The organism is Escherichia sp. MAL-1, assembly GCF_052948035.1.
Window position 1 is genome coordinate 76,496 of sequence record NZ_CM129609.1, and the last position, 13,514, is coordinate 90,009.

At 43.3% G+C, this 13,514-nt stretch carries 13 protein-coding genes; 10 read left to right on the forward strand and 3 right to left on the reverse strand.

The window, feature by feature from the left end:
• The first annotated feature begins 234 nt into the window (after positions 1-234).
• The 9 genes from rfaQ to ACU8XX_RS00415 are packed head-to-tail and all read left to right on the forward strand — an operon-like array spanning position 235 to position 9,097.
• Positions 235-1,293 (forward strand): lipopolysaccharide core heptosyltransferase RfaQ, encoded by a 1,059-nt coding sequence (rfaQ, locus tag ACU8XX_RS00375; protein WP_000360402.1) that lies wholly within the window; start codon positions 235-237, stop codon positions 1,291-1,293.
• Entirely contained in the window at positions 1,290-2,414 is a 1,125-nt protein-coding gene (locus ACU8XX_RS00380; RefSeq protein ID WP_000634249.1) for a glycosyltransferase family 4 protein, read from the forward strand. Before rfaQ ends, ACU8XX_RS00380 begins: the two co-directional genes overlap by 4 nt.
• On the forward strand, positions 2,407-3,204 hold the full coding sequence (gene rfaP / locus ACU8XX_RS00385) for a lipopolysaccharide core heptose(I) kinase RfaP (protein ID WP_001338688.1): 798 nt from the start codon (positions 2,407-2,409) through the stop codon (positions 3,202-3,204). Before ACU8XX_RS00380 ends, rfaP begins: the two co-directional genes overlap by 8 nt.
• Positions 3,205-3,219: 15 nt before the next feature.
• A complete protein-coding gene (gene waaO, locus ACU8XX_RS00390; RefSeq protein ID WP_001272730.1) occupies positions 3,220-4,236 on the forward strand; it encodes a lipopolysaccharide 3-alpha-galactosyltransferase in 1,017 nt (338 codons plus the stop codon).
• Between the two features lie 16 nt (positions 4,237-4,252).
• A complete protein-coding gene (locus tag ACU8XX_RS00395) occupies positions 4,253-5,248 on the forward strand; it encodes a glycosyltransferase family 8 protein (RefSeq protein ID WP_001001730.1) in 996 nt (331 codons plus the stop codon).
• 9 nt (positions 5,249-5,257) lie between these two features.
• The gene (rfaY, locus tag ACU8XX_RS00400; RefSeq protein WP_000633082.1) at positions 5,258-5,950 is read left to right on the forward strand and encodes a lipopolysaccharide core heptose(II) kinase RfaY; all 693 of its coding nucleotides are present in this window, start codon (positions 5,258-5,260) and stop codon (positions 5,948-5,950) included.
• 25 nt (positions 5,951-5,975) lie between these two features.
• On the forward strand, positions 5,976-7,004 hold the full coding sequence (locus tag ACU8XX_RS00405) for a UDP-galactose--(galactosyl) LPS alpha1,2-galactosyltransferase (RefSeq protein WP_016241718.1): 1,029 nt from the start codon (positions 5,976-5,978) through the stop codon (positions 7,002-7,004).
• A gap of 31 nt (positions 7,005-7,035) precedes the next feature.
• Positions 7,036-7,809, forward strand: a complete 774-nt coding sequence (locus ACU8XX_RS00410) for a glycosyltransferase family 25 protein (protein ID WP_001052918.1) — start codon at positions 7,036-7,038, stop codon at positions 7,807-7,809.
• A 34-nt stretch (positions 7,810-7,843) separates the two neighbouring features.
• Entirely contained in the window at positions 7,844-9,097 is a 1,254-nt protein-coding gene (locus ACU8XX_RS00415; RefSeq protein ID WP_089640202.1) for an O-antigen ligase family protein, read from the forward strand.
• Positions 9,098-9,144: 47 nt separating this feature from the next.
• On the opposite strand, the gene rfaC is transcribed toward ACU8XX_RS00415, so the two are convergent.
• The 3 genes from rfaC to rfaD are packed head-to-tail and all read right to left on the reverse strand — an operon-like array spanning position 9,145 to position 12,096.
• Positions 9,145-10,104 (reverse strand): lipopolysaccharide heptosyltransferase RfaC, encoded by a 960-nt coding sequence (rfaC, locus tag ACU8XX_RS00420; protein ID WP_016241715.1) that lies wholly within the window; start codon positions 10,102-10,104, stop codon positions 9,145-9,147.
• A 3-nt stretch (positions 10,105-10,107) separates the two neighbouring features.
• Positions 10,108-11,154, reverse strand: coding sequence for an ADP-heptose--LPS heptosyltransferase RfaF (gene rfaF, locus ACU8XX_RS00425; RefSeq protein ID WP_000699228.1), 1,047 nt, complete (start codon positions 11,152-11,154; stop codon positions 10,108-10,110).
• Between the two features lie 9 nt (positions 11,155-11,163).
• Positions 11,164-12,096 (reverse strand): ADP-glyceromanno-heptose 6-epimerase, encoded by a 933-nt coding sequence (gene rfaD, locus ACU8XX_RS00430; RefSeq protein ID WP_023157596.1) that lies wholly within the window; start codon positions 12,094-12,096, stop codon positions 11,164-11,166.
• A 213-nt stretch (positions 12,097-12,309) separates the two neighbouring features.
• On the opposite strand from rfaD, the gene kbl reads away from it, so the two are divergent.
• Positions 12,310-13,506, forward strand: coding sequence for a glycine C-acetyltransferase (gene kbl, locus ACU8XX_RS00435; protein WP_016241713.1), 1,197 nt, complete (start codon positions 12,310-12,312; stop codon positions 13,504-13,506).
• Positions 13,507-13,514: the final 8 nt, after the last annotated feature.

Genomic DNA, 13,514 nt, shown 5'->3' on the forward strand with positions numbered 1-13,514 from the left:
CGCAGAGCAACAGTGAAAGAATATGGTTGCTAATGATTTTATTTGATTGATTTCTTTATTGAAAATCAACAATGTGCTTAAAAATCATTCGGGTCGGATTGCCGCGAAAGAAGTGATACACTAGCGCGTCAATATCAGTGCGGTATCAGTATTCAGGTAGCTGTTGAGCCTGGGGCGGTAGCGTGCTTTTTCTGCTTCACCTTAATCGGATAATCTCAACAAAAAGAGTTACTTGTGGATAAGCCATTTCGAAGAATTTTGCTCATTAAGATGCGTTTTCATGGGGATATGTTATTAACTACTCCCGTCATTAGTTCGCTGAAAAAAAATTACCCTGACGCAAAAATCGATGTGCTGCTTTATCAGGACACCATCCCGATCCTGTCTGAAAATCCAGAGATTAACGCGCTCTACGGCATAAAAAATAAAAAAGCAAAAGCCTCAGAAAAAATTGCCAACTTTTTTCATCTCATCAAGGTATTACGTGCCAATAAGTATGACCTTATCGTCAATCTTACCGATCAATGGATGGTTGCTATACTGGTTCGCTTATTAAATGCCCGTGTGAAAATTTCCCAGGATTATCATCATCGGCAGTCTGCTTTTTGGCGTAAAAGTTTCACCCATTTGGTGCCGTTGCAGGGTGGAAATGTGGTGGAAAGTAACTTATCCGTGCTGACACCATTGGGACTTGATTCGTTGGTGAAGCAGACAACCATGAGTTACCCGCCTGCAAGCTGGAAACGTATGCGTCGCGAACTTGATCACGCTGGTGTTGGACAAAATTATGTGGTTATCCAACCTACGGCGCGGCAAATCTTCAAATGCTGGGACAACGCCAAGTTTTCCGCTGTGATTGATGCCTTACATGCTCGTGGTTATGAAGTCGTTCTGACGTCCGGCCCAGATAAAGACGATCTGGCCTGCGTCAATGAAATTGCGCAGGGATGCCAGACGCCACCAGTAACGGCGCTGGCTGGAAAGGTGACCTTCCCGGAACTTGGTGCGTTAATCGATCATGCGCAGCTATTTATTGGCGTTGATTCCGCACCGGCGCATATTGCCGCAGCAGTTAATACGCCGCTGATATCGCTGTTTGGTGCGACAGACCATATTTTCTGGCGTCCCTGGTCAAATAACATGATTCAATTCTGGGCGGGAGATTACCGGGAAATGCCAACGCGCGATCAGCGTGACCGAAATGAGATGTATCTTTCGGTTATTCCGGCGGCAGATGTCATTGCTGCTGTCGATAAATTACTGCCCTCCTCCACGACAGGTACGTCGTTATGATCGTTGCTTTTTGTTTATATAAATATTTTCCCTTTGGCGGTTTGCAGCGCGATTTTATGCGTATTGCTCAGACAGTCGCCGCCCGAGGTCATCATGTTCGGGTTTATACCCAGTCGTGGGAAGGCGAATGCCCTGATGTATTTGAACTGATCAAAGTACCGGTTAAATCGCATACCAATCACGGGCGCAATGCGGAGTATTTTGCCTGGGTGCAAAAACATTTACGCGAACATCCCGTCGATAAAGTCGTTGGATTCAACAAAATGCCGGGGCTGGACGTTTATTATGCCGCTGATGTTTGTTATGCCGAGAAAGTAGCGCAGGAGAAAGGCTTTTTCTATCGCCTGACGTCACGTTATCGCCATTATGCCGCCTTTGAGCGGGCAACCTTCGAACAGGGTAAGCCGACACAGCTGCTGATGCTGACAGATAAGCAAATCGCCGATTTCCAGAAACATTATCAGACTGAAGCGGAGCGTTTTCATATTCTGCCACCGGGGATTTATCCTGATCGTAAATATAGCCAGCAGCCAGCCAATAGCCGTGAAATCTTCCGTAAGAAGAATGGAATAACCGAACAACAATATTTATTGTTGCAGGTCGGTTCAGACTTCACGCGTAAAGGTGTCGATCGTTCCATTGAAGCACTTGCTTCGTTACCGGATTCGCTGCGCCACAACACATTGCTATATGTTGTTGGGCAGGATAAACCGCGAAAATTTGAGGCACTGGCAGAAAAACGCGGCGTGCGCAGTAATGTTCACTTCTTCTCGGGGCGCAACGATGTCTCGGAATTAATGGCGGCGGCGGATTTATTACTGCATCCTGCCTACCAGGAAGCGGCGGGAATTGTGCTGCTGGAAGCGATTACTGCAGGATTACCGGTACTAACAACAGCCGTTTGTGGCTATGCGCATTATATTGTCGAGGCCAATTGCGGCGAGGCTATTGTTGAGCCATTCCGCCAGGAAACATTGAATGAGATTTTACGCAAAGCGTTAACGCAATCTTCATTGCGCCAGGCCTGGGCGGAAAATGCGCGACATTATGCTGATACACAAGATTTATACAGTCTGCCAGAGAAAGCGGCGGATATCATAACGGGTGGTCTGGATGGTTGAACTTAAAGAGCCGTTTGCCACGTTATGGCGCGGCAAAGATCCTTTTGAGGAAGTTAAAACCTTGCAGGGTGAGGTATTTCGTGAACTGGAAACTCGCCGTACTCTGCGCTTTGAAATGGCGGGCAAAAGCTATTTTCTCAAATGGCATCGCGGCACGACCCTGAAAGAGATAATCAAAAATTTACTCTCATTGCGGATGCCAGTATTAGGCGCTGACCGCGAATGGAATGCGATTCATCGACTGCGGGATGTCGGCGTTGATACTATGTATGGGGTGGCATTTGGCGAAAAAGGCATGAATCCGCTGACCAGAACTTCATTTATTATTACCGAAGATCTGACACCAACCATAAGTCTGGAAGATTACTGTGCTGACTGGGCGACTAACCCTCCAGATGTTCGCGTAAAGCGTATGCTTATTAAGCGTGTCGCGACGATGGTGCGCGATATGCATGCTGCGGGCATTAACCACCGTGACTGTTATATCTGTCATTTCCTGCTGCACTTGCCTTTTTCCGGTAAGGAAGAGGAGTTAAAAATTTCGGTAATTGACCTGCACCGGGCGCAGCTTCGCACGCGCGTTCCACGTCGTTGGCGGGATAAAGATCTTATTGGGCTTTATTTTTCTTCGATGAATATCGACCTGACTCAGCGGGATATCTGGCGGTTTATGAAAGTGTATTTTGCCGCCCCGCTTAAAGACATTCTCAAGCAGGAACAAGGACTGCTGTCGCAAGCAGAAGCAAAAGCCACAAAAATCAGGGAAAGAACGATTCGAAAATCGTTGTAATTTCCGGAGAGAAATATGAGTGCCCACTATTTTAATCCACAAGAGATGATCAATAAGACAATCATCTTCGATGAAAGGCCAGCGGCGTCAGTGGCATCATCATTCCATGTTGCTTATGGCATTGATAAAAACTTTCTTTTTGGTTGTGGTGTTTCAATCACGTCAGTTTTGTTACATAACAACGACGTGAGTTTTGTTTTCCACGTTTTTATTGATGATATCCCTGAAGCCGATATCCAGCGTTTAGCCCAATTGGCGAAAAGCTATCGTACCTGTATCCAGATCCATCTGGTAAATTGTGAACGGCTTAAGGCATTACCGACGACCAAAAATTGGTCTATTGCCATGTATTTCCGTTTTGTAATTGCAGATTACTTTATTGATCAACAAGATAAGATCCTTTACCTGGATGCTGATATCGCCTGTCAGGGAAACTTAAAGCCGCTGATAACAATGGATCTTGCCAATAACGTTGCTGCTGTTGTTACTGAACGCGATGCTAACTGGTGGTCGTTACGGGGTCAAAGTCTGCAGTGTAATGAACTTGAAAAGGGTTACTTTAATTCAGGTGTCCTGTTAATTAATACACTAGCGTGGGCGCAGGAGTCCGTTTCTGCTAAAGCGATGTCGATGCTTGCTGATAAAGCCATCGTTTCCCATTTAACCTATATGGATCAAGATATCCTTAATCTTATCCTGTTAGGGAAAGTTAAATTCATTGATGCTAAATACAATACGCAGTTTAGTTTAAATTATGAATTAAAAAAATCATTTGTTTGTCCAATTAATGATGAAATCGTATTAATTCATTATGTCGGCCCGACAAAACCCTGGCATTACTGGGCCAGTTATCCAAGTGCGCAACCATTTATCAAAGCCAAAGAAGCATCGCCCTGGAAAAATGAACCGTTAATGCGGCCAGTTAACTCAAACTATGCTCGTTATTGCGCCAAGCATAATTTTAAACAAAATAAACCAATTAACGGGATAATGAATTATATTTATTATTTTTATTTAAAGATAATAAAATGAAATTGAGAAAAGTTAAATGAATGAATTTATAAAAGAACGGTTTTCGTATTTAGCAGATAATAAAAAAGAAAACGCCCCAGAGCTAAATGTTTCCTACGGTATCGATAAGAATTTTTTGTATGGTGCTGGCGTTTCAATTTCTTCCGTTTTGATTAATAATTCAGATATTAATTTTGTCTTTCATGTTTTCACTGATTATGTGGATGATAATTATTTAAAGTCATTTAATGAAACAGCAAAACAATTTAATACCTCAATTATTGTATATTTAATTGACCCCAAATACTTTGCTGATCTGCCGACGTCACAGTTTTGGTCGTACGCGACATACTTCAGGGTATTGTCTTTTGAATATCTGAGTGAAAGTATTTCCACACTGCTGTATCTGGATGCCGATGTTGTTTGTAAAGGAAGCCTGAAACCTCTCACAGAAATTATATTTAAAGATGAGTTTGCTGCGGTCATTCCTGACAATGATAGTACTCAGGCGGCATGTGCAAAACGCCTCAACATTCCCGAAATGAATGGACGTTATTTCAATGCAGGCGTTATCTATGTCAATCTTAAAAAATGGCATGAAGCAAATTTGACACCGTATTTACTCACGCTTTTACGAGGGGAAACTAAATATGGCTCTCTTAAATATTTAGATCAGGATGCGTTGAATATCGCATTTAATATGAATAATATCTACCTCGCGAAGGATTTTGATACTATTTATACCCTGAAAAACGAACTTCATGATCGTAGTCATCGAAAGTATCAGCAAACCATTACTGATAAAACAGTATTGATTCACTATACAGGGATAACTAAACCATGGCATAGCTGGGCTGGATATCCGTCTGCATCATACTTTAATATCGCGCGTGAACAATCTCCCTGGAAGAAATATCCTCTTAAAGAGGCGCGGACTGTTGCAGAAATGCAGAAACAATATAAGCATCTGTTTGCCCATGGTGAGTATATTAAAGGTATAACTTCATTAATTAAGTACAAGCTTAAGAAATAAATTACTCTTATGATTACAAGTATACGCTATCGCGGCTTCTCATTTTATTACAAAGATAACGATAATAAATATAAAGAAATCTTTGATGAAATACTGGCCTATAATTTTAAAACAGTAAAAGTATTACGTAATATTGATGATACCAAAGTATCGTTGATTGATACGAAATATGGTCGCTATGTTTTTAAAGTCTTTGCCCCGAAAACGAAAAGGAATGAACGTTTTTTAAAATCTTTTGTAAAAGGTGACTACTATCAGAATTTGATCGTTGAAACCGATCGTGTCAGAAGTGCAGGTCTTACTTTTCCTAATGATTTTTATTTTCTGGCTGAGCGTAAAATTTTCAACTATGCCAGTGTTTTTATCATGCTTATCGAGTATGTCGAGGGCGTAGAGCTCAATGATATGCCGATTATTCCAGAAGATGTTAAAGCAGAAATTAAGGCTTCAATGGAAAAATTGCATGCCTTAAATATGCTATCGGGCGACCCACACCGGGGTAACTTTATCGTTAGTAAAGATGGTGTCAGGATAATTGACCTATCCGGTAAAAGCTGTACGGCAGAGCGGAAAGCCCGTGATCGTCTGGCCATGGAACGTCACCTGGGTATTGCCAACGAAATAAAAGATTATGGCTACTATTCAGTAATCTACAGAACCAAACTACGCAAATTTATTAAAAAATTAAAAGGCAAAGCGTAAACCACACAGTCAAAACGGAACCAACATGGATTTATTAGCTGAGAGTATTACTGAAGTCGCTGTCTCTGGGGAAATTGCTAACACCGATCGTGTGTTAAATATCGCTTACGGTATTGACCGTAACTTTTTATTTGGTGCGGCAGTATCTATGCAATCAGTTGTTATGCATAACCCGGACCTTGCGGTTAAGTTTCATCTCTTTACCGACTACATTGATGAAGATTATCTACAACGTGTTAATGCTTTTACCAGCAAAAATGCTAACGTTGAAGTAAGAATTTATAAAGTCTCCAATGCCTTTATTGATATCTTCCCCAGCCTGAAACAGTGGTCTTATGCAACATTCTTCCGTTTAGTTGCGTTCCAGTATCTGAGTGAAACTATTGAAAATCTGTTATATATCGATGCTGATGTCATCTGTAAAGGCTCATTAGCTGGATTGCTTGATATTAATTTTGATGGGGATAAGTTTGCAGCTGTTATTAAAGATGTGCCTTTTATGCAGGAAAAACCAGCGAAGCGTCTGGCTATAGAGGGACTTCCAGGGAATTATTTCAACGCCGGTGTAGTATATCTGCAGCTTGAAGCATGGGCGAAAAATGATTTTATGAATAAAGCCATTGCTATGCTGGCAAGTGACCCGCAGCACACGAAGTATAAATGCCTTGATCAGGATATTTTAAATATTCTGTTTTTTGGTCATTGTATTTTTATTAGCGGCGATTATGATTGCTTTTATGGCATCGATTATGAGTTAAAAAATAAAAGCGATGAAGATTATAAAAAGACCATTACCGATGATACTAAGCTGATTCATTATGTTGGCGTAACGAAGCCCTGGAACGACTGGACGAATTATCCCTGCCAGAAGTATTTTAATGAGGCTTATCAGGCTTCTTGCTGGAATGATGTGGCGTTTATTCCAGCCACGAATGAAAAGCAGTATCAAGTGAAATCCAGACATTTGAAAAGAAATGGTAATATTGCATCTTCATTTTACTATTTCATGCTCTATTATAGTAAGAAAATAGCGCGTAAGCATTTTTCCAAATAATTATTAAGATTAATCACCCAGAGATTTTTTAATGAACTTGCCCATTTATATTGTCTCACTTAAAAGAGATATTGAGCGAAGAAATAAAATAAATGATGTTTTTCATCGATTAAATATTAATTTTGATTTTTTTGATGCCATAGATGCTAAAGACCCTCAAAATAAAGAAATTATTGATAAAATGAGATTAAGTGGTGTCGGCGCAGAAATGACTGATGGAGAAATTGCTTGTACATTAAGTCATCAGCTTATATATAAGGATATGATAGATAAAAATATAGAATGGGCAGTCATTCTCGAGGATGATGTTATCGTCAATGAGAAGTTTAAAAAATTTCTGCAATATTTTAATCTTTCTGAAAAAGACAAGTTAAAACATAATAATTTGTATTTGCTTGGAGGACAAAAAGGATTACATGATTATCCGGTATTGGGGCAAAGCCTTTTTAGTAAAGTTAAGGTAAGTACTTGTACTTTTCGGCGTGTTAATTTCAATAAAAATAAAATTCGTCGTACATGTTCATATTTGATGAATAAAGATATGGCACAAAAGTTGCTCAAATTGACAAAGGATTATGGCACCTATCGAGCTGATAGCTGGAAGTTAATGCACCAACATAATATTATAAAAGAGTTTTATTTAGACGAAATAATATTACATCCTATTTTAAATGAGTTTAATAGTCATCTTGAAAGTGAAAGGCTATTAACATCGGAAAAAAAACAACCTAGAACAAGGCTTCAGAAAAGAATGAAGTTTATACGCTCCTGGATAAAGGTGGCTTTTTTTTCTCTTTTGAAATGAGATTGTTAATTTCAATTTGTTGTGAGATATTAACGTGGAAGTAAAAATTGAGCAATTTCGAAATAATAGCTGTAATTTTATTTTTTTATTGTATTTAATCGGTTTGTTGTTTGTGCCAATTGATCTTAATATCACCACTAAAATAATTAATGCGACAGGTGCATTTTCTCTTTTCTTATTAATTGTAAATAAAAAGCATAATTATAATAAAAATGTCATTATATTAATTCTTGGTTTACTTCTTTTGGGTGCAATGAACCTGATATGGTATGAATTTTATAAAACAGAAGATGTAGTATATAGAAATGCTTATCGAGGCTACCTTGAGTCTGGAAAACTATTAGTATTTAGCTCGTTGACATTTTTATTACTAAGTAAAAATAAATTCAGGCAAAATGAAAAACTACATTTTATTTCAGCTATCTTAGTTCAAATAATCATGCTATGTAGAGCATATTATCAAGGGATATATTTGCATGCAGACCGCATTCCCCTCTCCGCAATGAATGGGAATATTGGTCAGATGGGGGCAGCGACTATTGCGGCTTATGTGATTACATTCACTACTTTATATTCTTCAATTGTATTCATCAAAATGCAATCGAAATATAAATGGTTTCTATTTTATGCCAACTTTGCTTTAAGCTTTGCAGCAGTGATGTTAACAGGAACGCGTGCGGCAATTTTTACATTCCCACTTATGATTATGGTCATATTATTTCTTCAGCATCGTGATCAAAAAGTGTTTTTATTTAAAGGATTGAGTTGTGTTTTTATATTGCTACTTGCTTGTGGTTTGATATTTAATAAGGAAATTGAGAGGCGAATTAATTCATTAAAAGCTGATGTTATTTCATATGCTACAAAAAATAACAGTCAATCCTCGGTCGGAGCACGTTTTGCAATGGTTAACGCAGGAATTAAAGGAAGTCCTGATGGTTTGAATTGGCAATCTCTTGAGCAGCGTGCTGAAAAGATAAAAGCATTAAGTGCAGACAATAATATTTATAGTGGAGCTTTATTATTCCTTGATGTACATATGCATAATGAAATTGTTGAAGCTCTTTCCACGAAAGGGAAAATTGGTCTTCTTGTTCTTATTATGTTCTATGTTGCAATTATCTACTACTGTATCCGGGAGAAAAAATATATACTTTTGGTTTTCCCTGCTTCTATTATGTTATTTGGCATTAGTGATGTCATTACGCATGCTAAACCAATACCGGCATCATGGATTGTGTGCCTCTTCCTGTCTATATCGTTTTTGAGTAAAAAAGAACCGCAATAATAAAAACGTTGATTAAGTAAGTGGGTATAATGCCCACTTACTATTTATTAAATCAATGTAATTTCTTTATAAACAGCCGCTGCTTCTAAATTATTTAAACTCTTTAGCGGAGCCCTACATACCATCTGATTCTTCCCATACCCGCCAATTAATCCAGGATCGGTAGGTCCATAAACCGTGATATTCGGTCTATCCAGTGCCGCCGTTAAATGGCTTAACCCCGTATCCACCGACACTACAAATTTAGCCCCGGCCAGCACGCGGGCAACGCCTTCCAGACTCATCTTCGGCAATACTTCAACATAAGCAAATCCTTCCGCCAGTCGTTTCGCCCGTTCTTCCTCATGCGGCGCGCCCCACGGAAGTTTAATCCGTATTCCTGAATCAGCCAGTAAACCAATCAATTCTCGCCAGTGTTCTTCCGGCCAGTGTTTATCATCACGGGTCGTCGCATGAAGAAATACGGCATATTCGCCAGCATCTGTAGGCAGGTTCGTCAGGAAATGCTGTGCAATAGCATAATCGCCCTGGGTTTGCGGTTTGCTATAGCCCAGACTTTTGGCAAACAGTTCGCGGGTGCGTTCTACGGCGTGCTGCTGTTTTGCAATATGATGCTTACGATTGTAAAACAGGCTGGCTAACGGTTCGCGAGCGGTTTGCCAGTCCAATCCATGCTTTACGCCATGCGCCAGACGCGTCACCAGCGCCGCGCTTTTTACCAGCCCCTGAGCATCGATAACTGCGTCATAGTTCTCTGCTTGTAGCGCTTCACGAAACGCTTTGCGTTCAGCTTTTATGGGGGCCGAGAACCAGGCTTTACGCCAGCGACGTATTGCCACAGGAATAACTCGCTCAACGGCAGCGTGCCAGGAAGGAATCTGTGCGAACCCTTCTTCCACCACCCAGTCAAACTTAATCCCTGGGATTGCCTGCTGGGCATCAGTGAGTGCGGGCAACGTATGGAGAACATCGCCCATCGACGATGTTTTAACGATCAAAACCCGCATCCGTCAGGCTTCCTCTTGTAACAATAGCGCGTTGAGTTCTTCCAGTACGCGCTGGGGAGTAATGTCGATCAAGCTCTGGTGATAACCCTCCGCAGCGTCACCTTTACGCACTTTGTGATAGCCGGTAATCAGACGGATCACGCGCGCTTTATGGGATAGCGGCGGTGTGAAGTCCGGGCTACTCGGACCATACAGGGCAACCAGCGGACGATTGAGCGCCGCCGCAACGTGCATTAGGCCAGAATCGTTAGTGACAATGGCTTTACAGGCTGCAATCAGGATAACCGCTTGATCAAGCTGTGTTTCCCCCGCCAGGTTCCGACACCATGCCTGCTGCTCGGTATTCAAAGCGGCAAGAATCTCATTGCCCGCTTCATGATCTTTCGCAGAGCCAAACAGAACCACCTGATAACCTTCATCAATCAGCTGCTTTGCCAGCTCCGCATAGTGGTAGTGTGGCCAGCGTTTTGCCGGACCAAACTCCGCACCCGGGCAAAAGCCAATCATCGGACGTTCTGATGAAAGCGAAAATTGATTACAGGTATATGATTTTTCACCTTCGCTCACCTGCAACTGCGGCCATAACAATGGCTGCGGCAGATCTTGTGCGGTACGCATAATGCCTTTGTCATAGGCCAGCGCGACATAGCGTTCCACCATTAGCGGCCAGGCTTCTTTATCGAGCACGCGTACATCGTTGAGTAAACCGTAGCGCATCTCGCCGCGCCAGCCGGTGCGATGAGGAATACCCGCGAAGAAAGGCACTAATGCAGATTTGAAGGAGTTTGGTAAGACGTAGGCGCGGTCGTAGCGCTTTTCACGCAGGCTATGACCCAGTTTGCGGCGTTCGCCGATTTCCAGCGCTCCGTGACCGAGAGGCATAGGGATAGCTTCGTTAACTTCCGGCATCCGCGATAATAATGGACGGCACCATGCCGGTGCCATCACATCGATTATCGCCTGGGGATAGCGCGCCTGGAGCGTGCGATAGAGACTTTGCGACATCATCATGTCGCCAACCCAAGACGGGCCGATCACCAGTATTTTCATGCAGAGCTCTTATGCGTCGCGATTCAGCCAGGCCATGTATTCCGTTACACCTTCAGCAACGGTTTTGAACGGTTTGTCGTAACCCGCCGCGCGCAGATTTGTCAGATCTGCCTGAGTGAACGCCTGGTAGCGGCCTTTCAGCTTATCCGGGAACGGAATGTATTCGATCTGGCCTTTCTTGTGATAAGCCAGAGTAGCATCTGCTACGGCCTGGAAGGATTCCGCACGACCAGTACCGAGGTTGAAGATACCGGAAACGCCATTTTCCAGGAACCACAGGTTTACATCTGCCACGTCGCCCACATAGACGAAGTCACGTTTGAAGTTCTCGCTACCTTCAAACAGCTTCGGTGATTCACCTTTGTTAAGCTGAGTGTTGAGATGGAAAGCGACGCTCGCCATGCTGCCTTTATGGCCTTCACGCGGTCCATAAACGTTGAAATAGCGGAAGCCAACAATCTGCGAGTTCGCTTCAGGCAGGATTTGGCGAACATATTCATCAAACAGGAATTTTGAGTAACCGTAGACGTTCAACGGTTTTTCGTACTCGCGGGATTCAATAAAGTCGGAGGTGCGTCCGCCGTAGGTGGCTGCGGAAGAAGCGTACAGGAACGGGATTTCGCGCTCCAGGCAGTAGTGCAGCAGCTCCTTGGAGTATTGATAGTTGTTATCCATCATATACTTGCCGTCCCACTCGGTGGTGGAAGAGCATGCGCCTTCGTGGAAAATCGCTTCGACATCGCCGAACTCTTCGCCAGCCATAATCTGGATCAGGAAGTCTTCCTTATCCATATAGTCCGCGATATCCAGATCCACCAGGTTCACAAACTTGGTGCCGTCTTTCAGGTTGTCCACCACCAGAATATCGGTGATGCCTTTATCATTCAGGGCCTTAACGATGTTGCTGCCGATAAAGCCCGCGCCGCCGGTAACGATGATCATAACTGTAACCTTCGAATTATGGAGTCAGAGACAATCTCAGACACGAATACTTCTATCATATCACTACACGGCGTTGGCTTCAGCCATTCGCCAAAAGTGAGATTGATGGACGTTATTTATCCTGAATTTTGCAGAAGTGTTAACGCGTCATCTCGTCGCGACCTATAAGTTTGGGTAATATGTGCTGGAATTTGCCCTGTCTGGAGAATCGCAATGCGTGGAGAATTTTATCAGCAGTTAACCAACGATCTGGAAACCGCACGGGCGGAAGGGTTGTTTAAAGAAGAGCGCATTATTACGTCTGCGCAGCAAGCAGATATCACTGTGGCTGATGGAAGCCACGTCATTAACTTTTGTGCCAACAACTATCTCGGGCTGGCGAATCATCCGGATCTGATTGCGGCAGCAAAGGCGGGAATGGATTCTCACGGTTTCGGCATGGCTTCGGTGCGTTTTATTTGCGGCACTCAGGACAGCCATAAAGAGCTTGAACAAAAACTGGCGGCATTCCTGGGGATGGAAGATGCGATTCTCTACTCTTCCTGCTTTGATGCTAACGGTGGACTGTTTGAAACGCTGCTGGGTGCGGAAGACGCCATTATCTCCGACGCACTGAACCACGCGTCTATTATTGATGGTGTGCGTCTGTGCAAAGCTAAACGCTATCGCTATGCCAACAACGATATGCAGGAGCTGGAAGCACGTCTGAAAGAAGCGCGTGAAGCCGGTGCGCGTCATGTGCTGATTGCCACCGATGGTGTGTTCTCAATGGACGGCGTGATTGCCAACCTGAAAGGCGTTTGCGATCTGGCAGATAAATACGATGCCCTGGTGATGGTAGACGACTCCCACGCGGTCGGTTTTGTCGGTGAAAATGGTCGTGGTTCCCATGAATACTGCGATGTGATGGGCCGGGTCGATATTATCACCGGTACGCTTGGTAAAGCGCTGGGCGGGGCTTCTGGTGGTTATACCGCGGCGCGCAAAGAGGTGGTTGAGTGGCTGCGCCAGCGTTCTCGTCCGTACCTGTTCTCCAACTCGCTGGCACCGGCCATTGTTGCCGCGTCCATCAAAGTACTGGAGATGGTCGAAGCGGGCAGCGAACTGCGTGACTGTCTGTGGGCGAACGCGCGCCAGTTCCGTGAGCAAATGTCGGCGGCGGGCTTTACCCTGGCGGGAGCCGATCATGCCATTATTCCGGTCATGCTTGGCGATGCAGTAGTGGCTCAGAAATTTGCCCGTGAGCTGCAAAAAGAGGGCATTTACGTCACCGGTTTCTTCTATCCGGTCGTTCCGAAAGGTCAGGCGCGTATTCGTACCCAGATGTCTGCGGCGCATACCCCTGAGCAAATTACGCGTGCAGTAGAAGCATTCACGCGTATTGGTAAACAACTGGGCGTTATCGCCTGAGGATGTGA